Annotated in this window: 16 protein-coding genes; 12 read left to right on the top strand and 4 right to left on the bottom strand. The window is 66.8% G+C overall.

The window, feature by feature from the left end:
• The first annotated feature begins 90 nt into the window (after positions 1 to 90).
• Positions 91 to 801 carry a phosphoserine phosphatase SerB gene (serB, locus tag EYS42_RS01220; protein ID WP_130966043.1) on the top strand — a complete coding sequence of 237 codons (711 nt, stop codon included), beginning with the start codon at positions 91 to 93 and terminating at the stop codon, positions 799 to 801.
• Here serB and rraA read toward each other — a convergent pair whose 3' ends face one another.
• Positions 802 to 1305, bottom strand: coding sequence for a ribonuclease E activity regulator RraA (gene rraA / locus EYS42_RS01225; protein WP_130966044.1), 504 nt, complete (start codon positions 1303 to 1305; stop codon positions 802 to 804).
• 110 nt (positions 1306 to 1415) lie between these two features.
• On the opposite strand from rraA, the gene EYS42_RS01230 reads away from it, so the two are divergent.
• The 7 genes from EYS42_RS01230 to EYS42_RS01260 all read left to right on the top strand — a co-directional run bounded on the left by EYS42_RS01230 (position 1416) and on the right by EYS42_RS01260 (position 8598).
• On the top strand, positions 1416 to 2444 hold the full coding sequence (locus tag EYS42_RS01230; RefSeq protein WP_130966045.1) for a lysylphosphatidylglycerol synthase domain-containing protein: 1029 nt from the start codon (positions 1416 to 1418) through the stop codon (positions 2442 to 2444).
• 48 nt (positions 2445 to 2492) lie between these two features.
• Positions 2493 to 3503: a glycosyltransferase family 2 protein gene (locus EYS42_RS01235; RefSeq protein WP_130966046.1), complete on the top strand. Its 1011-nt coding sequence runs from the start codon at positions 2493 to 2495 to the stop codon at positions 3501 to 3503.
• A 20-nt stretch (positions 3504 to 3523) separates the two neighbouring features.
• Complete coding sequence (locus tag EYS42_RS01240; protein ID WP_130966047.1) at positions 3524 to 5368, top strand: ArnT family glycosyltransferase; 1845 nt, start codon at positions 3524 to 3526, stop codon at positions 5366 to 5368.
• Complete coding sequence (locus EYS42_RS01245) at positions 5365 to 6138, top strand: phosphatase PAP2 family protein (protein WP_130966048.1); 774 nt, start codon at positions 5365 to 5367, stop codon at positions 6136 to 6138. Before EYS42_RS01240 ends, EYS42_RS01245 begins: the two co-directional genes overlap by 4 nt.
• 23 nt (positions 6139 to 6161) lie before the next feature.
• Positions 6162 to 7280, top strand: coding sequence for a quinolinate synthase NadA (nadA, locus tag EYS42_RS01250; protein WP_130966049.1), 1119 nt, complete (start codon positions 6162 to 6164; stop codon positions 7278 to 7280).
• A 10-nt stretch (positions 7281 to 7290) separates the two neighbouring features.
• The gene (gene nadC, locus EYS42_RS01255) at positions 7291 to 8196 is read left to right on the top strand and encodes a carboxylating nicotinate-nucleotide diphosphorylase (RefSeq protein WP_130966050.1); all 906 of its coding nucleotides are present in this window, start codon (positions 7291 to 7293) and stop codon (positions 8194 to 8196) included.
• 117 nt (positions 8197 to 8313) lie between these two features.
• Positions 8314 to 8598 (top strand): late competence development ComFB family protein, encoded by a 285-nt coding sequence (locus EYS42_RS01260; RefSeq protein WP_130966051.1) that lies wholly within the window; start codon positions 8314 to 8316, stop codon positions 8596 to 8598.
• Here the strand turns inward: EYS42_RS01260 and nadB are convergent, their stop codons facing one another.
• Positions 8599 to 10239: an L-aspartate oxidase gene (gene nadB, locus EYS42_RS01265; RefSeq protein WP_130966052.1), complete on the bottom strand. Its 1641-nt coding sequence runs from the start codon at positions 10237 to 10239 to the stop codon at positions 8599 to 8601. It abuts the gene before it with no gap.
• An 83-nt stretch (positions 10240 to 10322) separates the two neighbouring features.
• On the opposite strand from nadB, the gene ypfJ reads away from it, so the two are divergent.
• A complete protein-coding gene (ypfJ, locus tag EYS42_RS01270) occupies positions 10323 to 11243 on the top strand; it encodes a KPN_02809 family neutral zinc metallopeptidase (protein ID WP_130966500.1) in 921 nt (306 codons plus the stop codon).
• A gap of 28 nt (positions 11244 to 11271) precedes the next feature.
• The gene (locus tag EYS42_RS01275; protein WP_130966053.1) at positions 11272 to 12249 is read left to right on the top strand and encodes an NADPH:quinone oxidoreductase family protein; all 978 of its coding nucleotides are present in this window, start codon (positions 11272 to 11274) and stop codon (positions 12247 to 12249) included.
• On the opposite strand, the gene EYS42_RS01280 is transcribed toward EYS42_RS01275, so the two are convergent.
• Positions 12239 to 13537 carry a lipase family protein gene (locus tag EYS42_RS01280; RefSeq protein ID WP_130966054.1) on the bottom strand — a complete coding sequence of 433 codons (1299 nt, stop codon included), beginning with the start codon at positions 13535 to 13537 and terminating at the stop codon, positions 12239 to 12241. The genes EYS42_RS01275 and EYS42_RS01280 overlap by 11 nt on opposite strands.
• A 99-nt stretch (positions 13538 to 13636) precedes the next feature.
• Entirely contained in the window at positions 13637 to 14749 is a 1113-nt protein-coding gene (gene queG / locus EYS42_RS01285) for a tRNA epoxyqueuosine(34) reductase QueG (RefSeq protein ID WP_245503489.1), read from the bottom strand.
• 99 nt (positions 14750 to 14848) lie between these two features.
• Between queG and tsaE the strand changes: the two genes are divergently transcribed.
• Complete coding sequence (gene tsaE / locus EYS42_RS01290) at positions 14849 to 15442, top strand: tRNA (adenosine(37)-N6)-threonylcarbamoyltransferase complex ATPase subunit type 1 TsaE (RefSeq protein ID WP_425358859.1); 594 nt, start codon at positions 14849 to 14851, stop codon at positions 15440 to 15442.
• Positions 15439 to 17073, top strand: coding sequence for an N-acetylmuramoyl-L-alanine amidase (locus EYS42_RS01295; RefSeq protein ID WP_130966057.1), 1635 nt, complete (start codon positions 15439 to 15441; stop codon positions 17071 to 17073). The genes tsaE and EYS42_RS01295 overlap by 4 nt, the downstream gene beginning before the upstream one ends.

Here is a 17073-nt window from a genome sequence, read left to right on the forward strand (position 1 = left end):
CAAGGCAGAGTGCATGAAACGGGGGCGTGAGCATACCCAATGGCGACGCCAGGGGTGAGCGGCTCCAGGCCCTGCAGCGATAATGACGCCATGTCTGCCGCACCCCAAGCCACCGAATTCGCCCCGGGCCTGCTCATCCAGCGCTTGTCCCCGCCCCTGCGCCTGTCGTCGTTCAAGGCCATTGCCTTCGACATGGACTCCACGCTGATCAACATCGAGTGCATCGACGAGATCGCCGACGCTGCCGGCAAGAAGGCCGAAGTGGCGGCCATCACGGAAGCGGCCATGCGCGGCGAGATCACCGACTTCAAGGACAGCCTGCGCCGCCGCGTGGCCCTGCTCAAGGGCGTGCCGGCCGAAGCATTGCAAACCGTGTACGAGCAACGGCTGAAACTCAACCCGGGCGCCCCCGAGCTGGTCAACGCGGCCAAAGCCGCCGGCCTGCACACGCTGCTGGTGTCGGGCGGCTTCACCTTCTTTGCCGACCGTGTGAAGGCCCGGCTGGGCATGCATGAAGCGCACTCGAACGTGCTGGGCATCGAAGGCGGGCTGCTGACGGGCGAGGTGATCGGCGAGATCGTCGATGGCGAGGCCAAGCGTCAGCACCTGCTGGCCTTGTGCGCACGCCTGGGTTGTGCGCCCTCGCAAGCCATTGCGGTGGGCGATGGCGCCAACGACCTGCCCATGATGGGTGAAGCCGGCCTCAGCGTGGCCTACCACGCCAAGCCCAAGGTGCGCGAGCAGGCCATGGTGGCCATCAACGAAGGCGGCCTGGACCGCCTGCTGAGTGTGATGGTCTGATCAAGCCTTCTTGGCGATGGCATCGGCCATCACCACGATGCCGTCTTCGTCGGCATACAGCCAGTCGCCCGGGCGCACCCACACGCCCTGGATCTGCACATCGACGTCCTTCTGGCCTTCGTTGCGCTTTTCGGTGGGCAAGGGCATCGATGCCAGAGCACGGATGCCCACGTCGCATTCGGCCAGCTCGGCCACATCACGCACACAACCGTCGATCACGACGCCAGCCCAACCATTGCGCGCGGCAGCCTTGCCCAGGTTGCCTCCCAGCAGGGCTCGGCGCAAGGACCCGCCACCATCAACCACCAGCACGCGGCCCTGTCCCGGCGAGTCCACCGCAGCCTTGACCAGAGAGTTGTCTTCGAAGCACTTCACGGTGGTGACCGGACCCGCGAACTTCAGGCGTTTGCCGAAATCCTTGAACAACGGGGGCAGCACACGGAAAGTGGCATCGGTGGTGTTTTTGTGCTCGTCGCACAGGTCGCAAGTGACGAAATCGACCATGAGGGGCTCCTGACTGAACGGTGGACAAGGGGTTGAAATCTGCAGTGGCAACATTGTCGCCTGGGCGGCATCAGGCATCGGCGACAATATCGGGTTTCCCTGCTCCTGCCATGCGTCCGACCGACACCGCCCCCCAGACCCCTGCCACGCCAAACGCGTGGTGGCGCTTCGTGCTGGTCTGGGGCGTCGGGCTGGGCCTGTTGGCCTGGATGCTGACTCAGGTGCCGCGACAGGCCGTGTGGCAGGCGCTGCAGCAGCCGTCGGCGGCCACCTGGACCCTGACGCTGATGGGACTGCTCCTGAGTTACGGGTTGCGGGCTGGACGCCTGCAGGTGGTCATGGGTCTGAGCGACCGACACGGTACCGCGCCGCGCCTGGGCGGCCTGCGACTTGATGCACTGCGCGTGATCCTGATGCACAACGCCGCGGTGAACCTGCTGCCCATGCGCGCGGGTGAGCTGAGTTTCCCCTACCTGGCCAGCCGCGAGCTGAGAATGCCGATGGCCCGCGCAGTGGCCGCGTTGCTGTGGATGAGGCTTCAAGACCTGGCCGTGCTGGTGAGTCTGGGGCTGCTGTGTTGGCCCACACTGCCCTGGCCGATGCGCTTGGCCGCCTTGCTGCTCGTGGTCGTGGGGTGGCATGCCAGCGTGTGGTTACTTCAGCGCCTGCACACCGACACACCAGGCACCGCCGGCTGGCGCACGCTGTTGAACCGTCTGCATGGGGCACTGCTGGAGCCGCACCACCACCGATTGGCCACCTGGGGCTTCACCTGGGCCAATTGGAGCGTGAAGCTGATGGCGGGCGCCTGGTTGATATCGTCCATCACAGGCGTGCCACCCGGCCCCGCTTGGACCGGTGCGCTGGGCGGCGAATTGGCCGCCATCCTGCCTGTGCAGGGGCCAGCAGGCCTGGGCACTTACGAAGCCGGCGTGTGGGGGGGGCTCCACCTCGGTACCGGGATCGACCTTCGGTCCGCACTGCCTGCGGCCCTGGCCCTTCACCTGTGCTTCCTGTGCTGTGCCGTGCTGGCAGGCCTGCTGGCCTGGGTCTCGGGAGGACGTTTCGAGCGCAGCGCCTCAGCGAAGTCTTCACCATCCGTTGCACACAGTGCGTCAGCCTCAGGCAATCCCGACTGACGAAAACGCTTGCCTTTTGCTACAAACACCGATTCTTCCCACGTTGTCATGACCTCTGATTTCTCCCGCATTCCTCCACATCGGCTGTCCATCGTGGTGCCGATGTACAACGAGGTCGACAACGTCGAACCCTTCGTCACGGCCGTGCACGAAGCGCTGGCGAACTACCCCTTCGAGTGGGAACTGATCATCGCCAACGATGGCAGCCGCGACGGTACCCGCGAAGCCCTGGACGAACAGGTCAAGCTGCGTGGGCCCCATGTTCGCCCGGTGCACCTGTGGCGCAATTTCCGCCAGACCGCTGCCATGCAGGCGGGCATTGATGCTGCCCGCGGCGACGTGATCGTCACCCTCGACGGCGACCTGCAGAACGACCCGCAAGACATCCCCGCACTGGTCGAAAAGCTGCTGGTGGACGACCTGGACCTGGTCGCCGGCTGGCGCCAGAACCGCCAGGACGGCTTCATCCTGCGCAAGATCCCATCCAAGATCGCCAACCGCCTGATCCGCCGCATCACCGAACTCGAGTTCCAGGATCTGGGCTGCAGCCTGAAGGCCTACCGCACCAGCGTGCTGCGCCGCGTGCGTCTGTACGGCGAGATGCACCGCTTCATCCCGGCCTGGATGGCCACCGTCACATCGCCCGCGCGCATGTCGGAGGTGCCAGTGCGCCACCACGCGCGCACCCGCGGCGAATCGAAGTACGGCATCTCGCGCACCCTGCGTGTGGTGCTCGACCTGCTGGCCGTCAACTTCTTCCTGCGGTTCGCCGGGCGTCCTGGCCACTTCTTCGGTGGTGTGGGCCTGGGCATCGGCATGATCGGTGGCCTGATCCTCAGCTACCTGCTGGCGCTCAAGCTCACGGGCGAATCCATCGGCGGACGCCCGCTGATGTGGCTGGGCTTCTTCTGCGTGATCGGCGGCCTGCAATTCCTCACGACGGGGGTGTTGGCCGAGCTGCTCATTCGCATCTACTACGACCGGGGCGAAAGTGCGCCCTATCACACCACGAATGGCCCTGCCCTGCCCGAGTCCGAAGGCTGGCATCGCCAACACTGACCAGTTCACGGACCCTTGCAATGAACACCCAAGTCGCTCCCGACACGCAGACGCCAGGCCCTTCATCGGCTGGCGCATCCGGCTCACAGCGGCCGGCCCAACGCTGGCCCCGCCTGGGTGGCCGTCGCCTTTGGATGCTGCTGGCCCTGGCCGCCGCCCTGGTGATCTACCGCATGGGCGTGATCGAGTTCAGCGGCATCTCGCTGTTCTTTGACGAAGCCCAGTACTGGGACTGGTCGCGCCACCTGCAGTGGGGCTATTACTCCAAGCCCCCCATGATCGCTGCCCTGATCAAGCTGAGCACCGGCGTGTTCGGCGACAGCGTGCTGGGCGTGAAAGTGGTGTCCATGCTGCTGTACGTGGTCACGGCCGTGGCCATCGTGGGTCTGGCCCGAGCCTTGTGGCCCACTTCCAGCGGCGTGCGCACAGGCATCGTGGCGGCCGCTCTGTTCCTGGTGTCCCCCATGGTCGGCACACTGGGCATGTTCGCCAGCACCGACTCGCCTCTGATCTTGTGCTGGACCCTGGCCGCCTGGGCGCTGTGGCGGGCACAGGTCACCAACCGGCTGAGCCTGTGGGCACTGCTGGGGGTGGTCTGCGGTCTGGGATTGCTGAGCAAATACACCATGGCGGCTTTCGCCATCACAGCGGTCTGGGCCCTGTGGGGCGTGCAGGGGCCACGCCGCGGCGTGTTCCGCCTGGGCCCTTGGCTGACCGTCGCGATCGCGCTGGCCTTGCTCAGCCCGAACCTGCTGTGGAACATGAGGGAAGGCTTCCCGACCTTGCAGCACACCGCCGAGATCACCACGCAATCGTCCCGCTCCGGCGGGCCCGTGGCCACGCTGGAGTTTCTGGCCGGCCAGGTGCTGATGCTGGGGCCGCTGACCGTGCTGGCTGGAGTGTGGCTGCACCGCGTGATCCGTCGCCTGCCTCAAGGCGAGGTCGCTGGCAGCACCCAATGGGCTGCCTCCAGCCAGATGCTGCCACCCAGTCAATGGGCTGCCAGCACCCAGATGAGCACGCAGATGCCCTCGCAACTGGGCACTCAGCCTCCCAGCACCCTGGGCCCTCAGAAGGATGCCCGCAGCCGCACGGTGCGCACGTCGGCCCTGTACCTGGCCTCGGTCACGGCGTACCGCTACCTGATCATGCTGAGCGCTCCGCTGCTGCTGCTGGCGGTGGTGCAGTCTTTCCTGGCAGGCGCCCACATCAACTGGGCAGCGCCGGCCATGGTCGGCATCTTCCTGCTGGTGGCGTCGCGCCTGAGCCAGCCGCTGCTGCCGCTGGCCGCACCCCGCCCTCGCAAATGGTTCTGGGCGGTGCTGGTGGGCAACCTGGTCATGACCGGCGCGGTGATCCATGCCCGCGACCTGTTCGGCGACAACCTGCCCGCCCGCCTGGACGTGCTGGTGCGCATGCGCGGCTGGGAACAGGCTTTCAACACGCTGGAAAGCACGCTGCAAGACCCACGCTACAAGGGCCTGCCCGTGGTGGCCGACTCGCGCCTGATGCTGACACAGTCGAGCTACCACTGGCGAGAGCACGCACCCAAGATCATGGCCTGGAACCCCACTGGCGCCCGCGACAACCACTACCAGATGCAGCAAAGCATGCCCAATGTGGTGGGGCAAGATGTGCTGGTGCTGTCGGAATCGGCCGATCCGAAAGCCATCCTCGGTCGGTTCGCCTGGGTGCGCGAGCTCGGTCAGTCGGCCGTGCAGGTCGGCCCCGACCGCCAGGTCAGGCTGTACCTGTACCTCGCACGGGGTTTCGTGGGTTATGACAACATGACCTACAAGGAACAAAGTGGCACCTCCGGCCTGAAGACCGAAGACACGCCTTTCACCGAAGAACCGAAGAAGTGACGACCGACACGATCGATTCCACCGAGCGTGACACCCGCCTGATCTGGGCGGGTTTGTTCTTGTGCGTGGCCGTGTTCCTGAAGGTGCCGGCCATCGACCTGTGGGTGTCGGCCCACTACTGGCGCCCCGAAACCGGCTTTTTCCAGCGGCACAACCCGGTGGTCGTGGCCTTGTATGACGCCACGCCCTGGGTGGGCAATGGCCTGGTCGTGCTGATGCTGGTGGTGGCGCTGGCGGGCCCCTGGTTGGCCCGCCGCGCGGCAGGCATGGGGCGAGCCCACTGGGCCGAGCACCTGCGGGGAACGTGGCGCCGCACGGCCGTGGCGGGCCTGTGCGTGGCTGTGCTCAGCTCGGGCCTGGCCGTCGAACTGGGCCTGAAAAAAACCATGGGCCGCCCGCGCCCCGTGCAGACCGTGGAGTTTGGTGGGACGCAGCCCTTCCACGCGCTGTTCAAACGCGGCCCAACCCCCAGCAAGCACAAGAGCTTCCCGAGCGGGCATGCCGCCGCAGGCTTCAGCCTGATGGTGCTGGGCCTGTTCGCCTCACCCCTCTGGCGCCGCCGCTGGTTGCTGATCGGCCTGGTGGCCGGTGGGGCGGTGGGCATGGCCCGCATCCTGCAAGGCGGGCATTACCTCAGCGACGTGATCGGCTCGTTCTACATGGTGTGGCTCAGTTGCGAACTGGTCGCCTGGGGCTTCCGGCGCTACGATCTGTCCCGCCTGCCCGCACACCACCCGGATCGCATGGGCCAACGCCGAGCGATCCGCTGATATTCATCCACACTGCCTTGACCATGTCCACGACCTCCGTCGTCTACGACTACACCCGCCAGGACGCTTCTGGCGAAAGCTGCACCGCCCACGCCTGGGCCAAGGTGCCCCCCACCCTGCCTGCCGCCGAAAAGGCCGAGGTGATCGAACGCATCAAGGCCCAGCTCAAGGCGCAGAACGCCGTGCTGGTGGCGCACTACTACGTCGACGGCGACCTGCAGGACCTGGCCCTGGCCACTGGCGGCTGCGTGTCTGATTCGCTGGAAATGGCCCGCTTCGGGCGTGACCACGCCGCGCAAACCCTGGTGGTGGCCGGCGTGAAGTTCATGGGCGAATCGGCCAAGATCCTCAGCCCCGAAAAGCGCGTGCTGATGCCCGACCTGGACGCCACCTGCTCACTCGACCTGGGCTGCGAGGCCGACGACTTCGCCAGGTTCTGCGACGCCCACCCCGACCGCAAGGTGGTGGTGTACGCCAACACCAGCGCCGCCGTGAAGGCCCGCGCCGACTGGATGGTGACCAGCTCGTGCGCCCTGTCGATCGTGCAGCACCTGAAAGACCAGGGCGAAAAGATCCTGTGGGCGCCCGACCGCCACCTGGGCCGCTACATCGAGAAGCAGACCGGCGCCGACATGCTGATGTGGAATGGCGCCTGCATCGTGCACGACGAGTTCAAGGGCCTGGAGCTCGACCTGCTCAAGAAGGACCACCCCGGCGCCCTGGTGCTGGTGCACCCTGAATCACCCGAGAGCGTGGTGGCCCAGGCCGACGTGGTGGGCTCGACCTCGCAGCTGCTCAAGGCCGTGATGGAGATCGACGCGCCGGCCTACATCGTGGCCACCGACAACGGCATCCTGCACCGCATGCGCCAGCTGGCCCCGGGCAAAAAGCTGATCGAAGCCCCCACCGCGGGCAACAGCGCCACCTGCAAGAGCTGCGCTCACTGCCCCTGGATGGCCATGAACGCGCTGCAGGGCGTGCTGGCCTGCCTGGAACAAGGCAGCGGCGAGATCCAGGTGGACGAAGCCACCCGCGTGAAGGCCCACGGCTGCATCGACCGCATGCTCGACTTTGTGGCCCGCAACCCCAACGCCATCAGCAAGCCCGCCCAAGGCTTCGTGCCCCACATCGGCGCGGCCTGAAAGTTTCCCCATGTTCGACCACAACGAAACCCTCGAAGAAGCGCGTGCGCGCAACATCCGTGACGCCCTGTTCGAAGACGTGGGCGTGTGCGACTGGACAGCCGCCCTGGTGGCCGCGGGCCAGCGCGTGAAGGCCCGCCTGCTGGTGCGCGACCACGCCGTGCTGTGTGGCCGCGACTGGTTCGAAGGCTGCCTCAAGCAGCTCGACGCCAGCGCCAGCATTGCGTGGCAGTACGACGAAGGCGCCCTGATGGCCGCCAACACCGACGTATGCCACATTGAGGCTGACGCCCGCGCCCTGCTCACGGCCGAGCGCCCGGGCCTGAACTTCCTGCAGACCCTGTCGGCCGTGGCCACGCTCACGCGCCAGCACATGGACGCCATCGAAGGCGCCTCGCCCAACCCGCGCGGCTGTGTGGTGCTCGACACCCGCAAGACCCTGCCTGGACTGCGCCTGGCCCAGAAGTACGCCGTGCGCGTTGGAGGCGGCGCCAACCAGCGGCTGGCCCTGTACGACGGCATCCTCATCAAAGAGAACCACATCGCATCGGCCGGCAGCGTGACCGGCGCCCTGCAGCGCGCCCAGGCCCTGGTGGCCGAACAGGCCGCACCCAAGGGTTACAGCATCGGCATCCAGATCGAGGTGGAAACGCTGGACCAGCTGCGCGAAGCCTTTGCGGCGGGCGCCACCAGCATCCTGCTGGACAACTTCGACGAAGCCCTGATGCGCCAAGCCGTGGCCATCAACCAGGACATGACCGGCGGCACCGCGCTGCTGGAAGCCTCGGGCGGCGTGACGCTGGAGCAGCTCCGCGGCATCGCGGCCACCGGCGTGGACCGCATCAGCATCGGCAAGCTCACGAAAGACGTGAAAGCCACCGACTTCTCGCTGCGCGTGCTGGAACGCATCGCCTGACCTGGTGCGGCCTGACCTTGCCCCACCTGTTCGGCAGGACAAGGCCGGGTTCCGGCGCATTTTTCACGCCACGGCATGGGCCGCGGCAGGCACACTGCCTGCATCTGGAGCCCGCCCATGCCCGCCGACTTCCACACCCTCAAGAACTACTACGAGCACCTGGTGATCGACGCGGTCATCCTGGCCGCTCCCACCTACCCGCTGCTCACGGAAGACCAGCACCCGGACGTGGCCTGTGTGGCCCTGAACCGGCTGCCGCCGCGCTACATCCGCCACCAGGTGGACCTGGCCTTCCACATGACCGAGAAAGAGCGCCAGGACAACGAGCAGCAGATCGCCGACGCGGTGAAGTACGCCTTCGAGTTCGTACAGGCCCGCTACGCGATGCGGGCCCGGCGCTGATCAGGGCAGCCAGGCGTCTTTCGCCTTGGGCTTCTTGCACAAGATGGTGGGGAAGCTCACTGGCAAGGTGTGCGGGTAGTCGCGGCTGAAGTGCAGCCCGCGGCTTTCCTGGCGTGACAGGGCCGAGCGCACGATCAGCTCGGCGCAATCGACCAGGTTGCGCAGCTCCAGCAGGTCGCGCGTCACGCGGAAGGCCGCGTAATAGTCTTCGATCTCCTGGCGCAGCAGCTTGATGCGGTGGCGCGCCCGCTCCAGGCGGCGCGTGGTGCGCACGATGCCCACGTAGTTCCACATCAGCAGGCGCAGCTCGTCCCAGTTGTGGGCGATCACGACCTCTTCGTCGGCATCGATCACCTGGCTTTCGTCCCAGCCGGGCACCTTGGGCTGGAAGGACGGGATCTGGCGCTCGATGTCGTCGGCGCAGGTCTTGCCCAGCACCACACATTCCAGCAGCGAGTTGCTGGCCAGGCGGTTGGCGCCATGCAGGCCGGTGTAGGTGGTCTCGCCCACCGCGTACAGGCCGGGCATGTCGGTGCGGCCATGCAGGTCGGTCACCACACCACCACAGGTGTAATGCGCCGCCGGCACCACCGGAATGGGCTGGCGCGCAATGTCGATGCCCAGGCTCAGGCAACGCGCATGAATGGTGGGGAAATGCTCTTTCAGGAAGGCTTCGCCCAGGTGCGTGGCGTCGAGCCACACGTGGTCCAGGCCATGCTTCTTCATCTCGAAGTCGATGGCGCGGGCCACGATGTCGCGCGGGGCCAGCTCGCCCCGTTCGTCGTGCTCGGGCATGAAGCGCGTGCCATCGGGCAGGCGCAAGATGCCACCTTCGCCACGCAGGGCCTCGGTGATCAGGAAGCTGCGCTCCTGCGGGTGGTACAGGCAGGTCGGGTGGAACTGGATGAACTCCATGTTGGCCACCCGGCAGCCCGCGCGCCAGGCCATGGCAATGCCGTCGCCCGTGGAGGTGTCGGGGTTGCTGGTGTAGCGGTACACCTTGCCCACACCGCCCGAGGCCAGCACCACGGCCGAGGCCTGCAGGGTTTCCACCCGGTCGTGGTCGATGTCGAGGGCGTACACACCGTGGCAACGCGGGCCTTCCACCTGATCGGCCTGGCCCTTCTTGAGGTGCCGGTTGGTGATCAGGTCGACCGCCATCCAGCGTTCGCGCAGCGTGATGTTGGGGTGCTTGCGCACTTCATCGAGCAGCACCTCGTGGATGGCCTTGCCTGTGGCGTCGGCCGCGTGGGCGATGCGGCGCACGGCATGTCCCCCCTCACGTGTGAGGTGCAGGCCCAGCGGGCCATCGGGGTCGGGCGAAAACGGCACGCCGCGATCGACCAGCCACTGCACTGCCTCGGCGCTGTGGCGGGCGATGAACTCGGCCGTGCGCTCGTCGACCAGGCCGGCCCCGGCCTCTTGCGTGTCGCGCACATGCGATTCGATGCTGTCGTCGCTGCCCAGCACCCCCACGATGCCGCCCTGGGCCCAGGCCGTGGCAGCTTCTTCCAGGTTGCGTTTGGCCAGCACCACCACCGGCTGGGTCTCAGCCAGGTGCAGGGCCACGGTCAGGCCAGCCAGGCCAGCGCCGATGATGACGACGGGCAGCGGCGCGGCCGCAGGGGTGTGTTCGGACATATCTGTGCATTTTAATGACCCCGCCAAAGCCCCATGGGGTGCGCTGCTACCATGCACCGCGAGTTTCTGTCGTGGAGCAAACCATGCGGCTGGATGGACAGCGAGAAAGTGACAACGTCGATGACGTGCGGGGCCAGGGCGGCAGCTTCGGCGGTGGCCGCGGTCTGGGTTCGGGCGGTGGTGGCCTGCGCCTGGGTGGCGGGCGCCTGAGCCTGGGCACGGTGGCCGTGGCCCTGGTGGCCGGCTACTTCCTGGGCATCAACCCCATGACCATGCTCAGCATGCTGGCCGGTGGGCCGATGCCCGTGCAGCAGCAGGCCCCGGCAGAGCCCACCGAAGAGCAGCGCGAGGCCTCGAAAAACGACCCGGGTGCCCGCTTCGTGCGCCAGGTACTGGCCACCACCGAAGACGTCTGGAACGCCCAGTTCCAGGCCCAGGGTGCGCGCTACGAAGAACCGCGCCTGACCCTGTTCCGCGGCAGCACGCCCACAGCCTGTGGTCAGGGCGAAGCCGCCATGGGCCCCTTTTACTGCCCGGCCGACAAGCGGGTGTACATCGACCTGGGTTTTTTTGACACGCTCAAGAGCCGTCTGGGCGCACCCGGTGATTTCGCCCAGGCCTATGTGATCGCGCACGAAGTGGGCCACCACGTGCAGAACCTGGAAGGCACTTCCGACAAGGTGCATGCAGCGCGCCAGCGCCTGAGTGAAGCGCAGTACAACGCCCTGAGCGTTCGGCTGGAGCTGCAAGCCGACTGCTATGCCGGCCTGTGGGCGCACCACACCCAGCAAAGCAAGCAGATCATGGACAACGGCGACCTGGAAGAGGCCATGAACGCGGCCGCCCAGATCGGCGACGACACCTTGCAGCAAAACGCCGGGCGTGCCGTGGTGCCCGAAAGCTTCACCCATGGCAGCAGCGCACAACGGGTGCGCTGGTTCAAACGCGGGTTCGACACGGGCGACATCCGCCAGTGCGACACCTTCAACACCCGCACGCTCTGACCCCACACCCCACCTGAGGAGACCCCTGATGCACGCCTGGTTCTGCGAAACCCTGGATGGCCCCGAGGCCCTGGTCTGGAAAGAAGCCCCGACGCCTGAACCTGGCAAGGGTGAAGTGCGGGTGGCCATCCGCGCCGCCAGCCTCAACTTCCCCGACCTGCTGATCGTGCAGGGCAAGTACCAGATGCGTCCGCCCCTGCCCTTCGTGCCGGGCGCCGAGTTCGCCGGCGTGGTCGAAGCCGTGGGCGAAGGGGTCAAGCACCTGGCCGTGGGCAGCCACGTGGCGGGCTTCGCCGGCACCGGCGGTTTCGGCAGCCACACCGTGGCCCCGGCCGCCGTGCTGATGCCCCTGCCCCCGGTGTTCAGCTTTGCCGATGCCGCCGCCTTCCTGTGCACCTATGGCACCACCTACCACGCCCTGCTGGACCGAGCCGCCTTGAAAGCCGGTGAAACGGTGCTGGTGCTGGGCGCTGCCGGGGGCGTGGGCACCGCGGCCATCCAGATCGCCAAGGCCGCAGGCGCCAAGGTGATCGCGGCGGCCTCCACCGACGAGAAGTGTGCGCTGTGCCGCGAACTGGGTGCCGATGCCACCATCAACTACACCGTGCAAAACCTGCGCGACGAACTGAAAGCACTCACCGAAGGCAAGGGCCCGGACGTGGTCTATGACCCGGTGGGCGGCGACCTGACCGAGCAGGCCTTCCGCTCGATCGCCTGGCGCGGGCGCCACCTGGTGATCGGCTTTGCCAACGGCGCCATCCCGAGCCTGCCGCTGAACCTGGCCCTGCTCAAAGGTGCTTCGGTCATGGGTGTGTTCTGGGGCGAGTTCGCCAAGCGCGAGCCTCAGAACAATGCGGCCTGCCTGATGCAGCTGGCCGCCTGGTACATGGAAGGCAAGATCAAGCCCGTGATCGAGCACCAGCTGCCCATGCCCCAGCTGAAGGAAGCCTTCACGCTGATGGGATCGCGTCAGGTGCGCGGCAAGCTGGTGCTGGTCAATTCCTGACCAGGCGCGTGTCGGGCGAGCAGGTGCTGGGTGCCGGCTTGCCCGCAAAACGATCGGCCAGGAAATCACGGGCGGCCGGATAACCCACGGCCATGCCCGAAATGTGCGCCGAGATGAAGTTGCGGTACTGCACCGGCGTGCCCGCCTTGCACACCTTGCTCACCCACTGCTCCACATCATCGCGGGGCATGACCTGGTCGTAGCGCGCCTGGTACACATGCAGCGGCACCTTGGGGGCCGTGGCGCCGAGCCGGTTGGCCTCGACCACCTTGCGAACGGGTGGCTCTGACAGCAGGTCAGGCACCGTCACGTAATCGCTCATGCGTTCAAAAGGAAACGCCAGCAAGGTTTCGCGCGCACCGGTCAGGAACTGCCCGACGCAGGCGTCGTTGGCCTTGTCGATCATGGCGCGCCCACGCTCGTTGATGTAATGGTCGACCGGGATCTCCGGGTAGGCCCGCGTCAAGGCCACCACCATGGTCAGGTAGAGGCCCGAGAAAAAGCCGCCGTCCACCTTTCTGGCGACATTGGCCAGGTCCACCGGCACACCCCCTGCACTGGCGCCCACCAGTTTCAGTTCAGGGGCGTAGTCTGGCGCCAACTGGGCCGCCCAGGCAGTGGCCAGACCCCCGCCCGAGTATCCGATCAGACCCACGCGGGTGTTCGCACCCGGAAGGCCCAGGGGCGCGAACGCCTGTGCGGCGCGCACTGCATCGAGCACTCCCTGCCCGGAGTTGCGGGCGGCGCCCCAGTGGGAATCCAGGCCTTCATAGTCGGGAATGGACAGCACCCAGCCTTGACGCAAGGCCGAATCGATCTGAAGCTGTTCCAGAGAACGGCCCCGCACCAGCGACTGCGAGGGTGCGCAGCGCAGGGTGAGTGCGTCATAAGCCACCTGGTAAGACACCAGCACCCGGTCTTGCGAGGGGGCATTGGGCGGCACGAGCACCGTGGTGATGCTGGCCACCGGCTGGCCCTTGCTGTCGTTGGAGCGGAACATGAGCTGCCAGGCGCGCGCGTTCATCGAGAACACGAAGTGCGCCTTGGGGTCGATCTCACGCACGCGCAGCACCGTGCCTGGGGCCAGCGCCTCCAGGGCCTGACGGCTGGGCTTGGCGTAAAACGCGTCGCTGTATGCGTCAGACGTGCTGGCCTGCGGCTTGGGAAAGACCTCGGGCAGGGCCTGTGCGTGCGCCGGCCGACCCAGGCCCAGCACACCGATCAGGCACAGGGCCGCCGCAAGGGCCTGGCCCCGGGGCCGGAGGGATGACAGCGCGACAACCGACATGTTCGAACAAGTGCATGAATGACAGACGCCATTCTGCACATCTGACGAACCAGATCACAGACAAGACATACCCAGCCCCCCAGATGGGGCCCCACTTTTTCAAGGCGATGCAGGGGCTGTGTCTTGCAACACTGCAGGCGCAGGCCCCAACGCCCACCGCACATGGGCGCGCACCATGACATCGTCCGGCGAATCGCCCGCCTGAGTCAGCCAGGCGGTCAAGGCAGCCCGGAGTGCCGATTCGACCACAAGGGGCACGGCCTGTTCGCCCCGTGCGTGCAGGGCATTGCCCATGGCCACAGCCAGGTTGCGCCGCCAGCGCGCATGGCCGATGCGCCGAATGGGGCTGCCTTCGGTCAAGCGCAGGAAGGTCGGCTCGTCCCAGGCCCACAAGGCCAGCAGGTCGGGTGCCGCCAGCGCAGGGCGCACATCGAAATCAGGCACCACGGCCCGCTGGGCGAACTTGTTCCATGGACAGGCCAGCTGACAATCGTCGCAACCGTAGATGCGATTGCCCATCAAGGGCCGGAGCCCTTCCGGAATCTCACCGGGGTGCTCGATGGTGAGGTAGGAAATGCAGCGGCGCGCATCGACGAGCCGATCACCCACGATGGCCTGGGTGGGGCAGGCCACCTGGCACGCCGTGCAAGAGCCGCAGTGCGCAGTTTCGGGCTCGGTCAGCGGCAAGGCCAGGTCGACAAAGATCTCGCCCAGGAAAAAGGTCGAGCCCGCTTCGCGCGACAGCAGCAGGGTGTGCTTGCCGCGCCAACCCAGGCCACTCCGGCTGGCCAGCTCCACCTCCAGCACAGGGGCCGAATCGGTGAACACGCGGTGGCCGAAGGGCCCCAGGTGCAAGGCGAGGCGGTCGGCCAGTTTCTGCAGGCGTGCGCGCAGCACCTTGTGATAGTCGCGGCCGCGAGCGTAAAGCGACACGGTGGCGGCCTCGGGCTGCGCCAGGCGCGCCCACTCCACGGCCTGCCAACCGTCCGGCAGGCTGGCGGGCAGGTAATCCATGCGCGCCGTGATCACGCGCACCGTGCCGGGCACCAGCTCGGCCGGTCGAGCACGCTTGAGGCCATGGCTGGCCATGTAATGCATCTCACCGTGGAAACCACCTGACAACCAATCGAGTAAACCCGCCTCAGCACTTGACAAATCCACATCGGCTACGCCAATCTGAGAAAATCCCAGCTCCGCGGCCCATTGCCGCAACAGCGCCAGCACCTCGTGACCGTCGGCCAGCAAGCTCTTGGCACCTTCGAAAGGGGCTTGAGGGTCGGACGGCAAGAAGGGGTCAGGCGCAGCATGCATGTGACGACTGTAGCAAGAGCGCCCCAAACGGGTCCCGACGCGCGCCCCGCTGTGGAGGACAGCACCGTGTGGATCTCCTGGCCCAATGAAGCCGAATGCGAACGTTTTGCCCGCCAGCTGGCCGGGCTGCTTCGCCCTGCGCTCGCGGCAGGCGACAGCATCGTGATCGAACTGCGGGGCACCCTGGGTGCCGGCAAAACCACCTTCACGCGGCATTTGTTGCGCGCGCTGGGCGTTCAAGGGCGCATCAAGAGCCCCAGTTATGCCGTGGTCGAACCGCATGAGGCCGAAGGGCTCAGCATGTGGCACTTCGACTTTTATCGGTTCAATGACCCGCAGGAATGGGAAGACGCCGGTTTCCGCGACCTGTTCGCCAGCCCCGGGTTGAAGCTGGTGGAATGGCCAGACCATGCCGCGGGGCTGCTGCCTCCGGCCGACCTGGCCCTGCACCTTGCACCCCAGGGAGAGCACGAACGCCATGTCAGCGCACGGGCGGGCACTGCACAAGGACGAGACTGCCTGACCCGCCTGCATGACGCTGGCTGGGGTCCGATGCAGGCGCCTGCCCACGCCTCTGCCGAGGTGGCGCCATGATGCGCCGGCGTGACGCTTTGCAGCAAGGCCTGGGCGCCCTGCTCTTCACCCTGGGGCCGGCACAACTGGCCTGGGGCGCACAGCTGCTGGCCGTGCGCGTCTGGCCTGCCAAGGACTACACACGGGTCACCCTCGAATCGGACACGGCCCTGAAGGCGCGACATTTCCTGATGGGGCAGCCCGCACGGCTGGTGATCGACATCGAAGGACTGGAGCTGAACAGCGCCCTGAAAGACCTGGTGCGCAAGGTGCGCGCCGATGACCCGTACATCGCGGGTGTGCGTGCGGGCCAGTTCTCGCCCAAGGTGGTGCGCCTGGTGGTCGATCTCAAGCAGGCCAGCCGCCCGCAAGTGTTCTCGCTCGAACCTGTGGCGGCGTACCAGCACCGCCTGGTGTTCGATCTGTACCCCACCCAGGAAGCCGATCCGGCCCAGTCGCTGGCAGCCGCCCAGTCTCCCACACCGGGGCTGTCAGGCAACCCCGGTGTGTCGGTCAAGCCCGCGCCAGTCTTGCCCAGCATGCCTGGCACCCCCATGGGCACTGCATCTGCCACCGCAGCGCCGGCCACAGATTCGCCGAGCGTCTCAGGCAGCAGCGCGAGCAGCCCGCCCGCTCCGGCAACCCCGACCACGGCCACAACCAGCACGCTCACTGAACGCCAATCGGCCAGCGCGGCCGACGCCATGAACGACGCCCTCGACGAGTTCATCGGGGACCTGCATCGCAAAGGCAGCACAGAACGACCGGCAACCGCCACCGCCAACGCCAACGTCGCCGCACCAGCCCCCCATGCGGGAGGCCCTTCGCCCATGGCCAAGGGCGGTCGGCCTGACGCCCGCCTGCCTGATGGCCGACACGACACCCAGATGGCCGCGCAACGCGAAGCCGACGCCAACGAAGCCGAACGCCGCACCGGTGCGCGCCGCCTGGTGATCGTGGCCATCGACCCAGGACACGGCGGCGAAGACCCCGGTGCCATCGGGCCCACCGGCCTGTACGAAAAGGATGTGGTGCTGTCGATCGCCTGGAAGATGCGCGACCGCATCAACAAGATCCCGGGCATGCGCGCCATGCTCACCCGGGACGCCGACTACTTCGTGCCGCTGCATGAGCGCGTGCGCAAGGCCCGTCGCGTGGGCGCCGACCTGTTCATCTCCATCCATGCCGATGCCTTCCTGAACCCCCAGGCCAAAGGGGCTTCGGTGTTCGCGCTGTCAGAAGGGGGCGCCACCAGCGCCACGGCGCGCTGGATGGCCAACAAGGAAAACGCCTCTGACCTGGTCGGTGGCGTCAACATCAAGGGCAAGGATTCGCAGGTCATGCGCGCCATGCTCGACATGTCGACCACGGCCCAGATCAAGGACAGCCTGAAACTCGGCAAGGTGGTGCTGGGCCACCTGGGCAAGGTCGGGCGCCTGCACAAACCTCAGGTGGAACAGGCCGGTTTTGCGGTGCTCAAAGCCCCGGACATCCCGTCCATTCTGGTGGAAACCGGCTTCATCTCGAACCCCGAGGAAGAGGCCAAGCTCAAGGACGAGTCCTACCAGGCCGAGCTGGCCGACGCCCTGATGACGGGCATCAGCCGTTACTTCGCCAAGAACCCGCCACTGGCCCGCAACCGGTCGGTGTGA

It is taken from the genome of Aquabacterium lacunae (genome assembly GCF_004310865.1).
Classification (GTDB): Bacteria; Pseudomonadota; Gammaproteobacteria; order Burkholderiales; family Burkholderiaceae_C; genus Aquabacterium; species Aquabacterium lacunae.

What these genes read in the sequence shown, in the direction of transcription:
- EYS42_RS01260 (WP_130966051.1), top strand. Translation starts at nt 8,314, where the DNA reads ATGCCCGCCGACTTCCACACCCTCAAGAACTACTACGAGCACCTGGTG.
- EYS42_RS01240 (WP_130966047.1), top strand. Translation starts at nt 3,524, where the DNA reads ATGAACACCCAAGTCGCTCCCGACACGCAGACGCCAGGCCCTTCATCG.
- serB (WP_130966043.1), top strand. Translation starts at nt 91, where the DNA reads ATGTCTGCCGCACCCCAAGCCACCGAATTCGCCCCGGGCCTGCTCATC.
- EYS42_RS01275 (WP_130966053.1), top strand. Translation starts at nt 11,272, where the DNA reads ATGCACGCCTGGTTCTGCGAAACCCTGGATGGCCCCGAGGCCCTGGTC.
- nadA (WP_130966049.1), top strand. Translation starts at nt 6,162, where the DNA reads ATGTCCACGACCTCCGTCGTCTACGACTACACCCGCCAGGACGCTTCT.
- nadC (WP_130966050.1), top strand. Translation starts at nt 7,291, where the DNA reads ATGTTCGACCACAACGAAACCCTCGAAGAAGCGCGTGCGCGCAACATC.
- EYS42_RS01295 (WP_130966057.1), top strand. Translation starts at nt 15,439, where the DNA reads ATGATGCGCCGGCGTGACGCTTTGCAGCAAGGCCTGGGCGCCCTGCTC.
- rraA (WP_130966044.1), bottom strand. Translation starts at nt 1,305, where the DNA reads ATGGTCGATTTCGTCACTTGCGACCTGTGCGACGAGCACAAAAACACC.
- EYS42_RS01280 (WP_130966054.1), bottom strand. Translation starts at nt 13,537, where the DNA reads ATGTCGGTTGTCGCGCTGTCATCCCTCCGGCCCCGGGGCCAGGCCCTT.
- EYS42_RS01230 (WP_130966045.1), top strand. Translation starts at nt 1,416, where the DNA reads ATGCGTCCGACCGACACCGCCCCCCAGACCCCTGCCACGCCAAACGCG.
- nadB (WP_130966052.1), bottom strand. Translation starts at nt 10,239, where the DNA reads ATGTCCGAACACACCCCTGCGGCCGCGCCGCTGCCCGTCGTCATCATC.
- ypfJ (WP_130966500.1), top strand. Translation starts at nt 10,323, where the DNA reads ATGCGGCTGGATGGACAGCGAGAAAGTGACAACGTCGATGACGTGCGG.
- EYS42_RS01235 (WP_130966046.1), top strand. Translation starts at nt 2,493, where the DNA reads ATGACCTCTGATTTCTCCCGCATTCCTCCACATCGGCTGTCCATCGTG.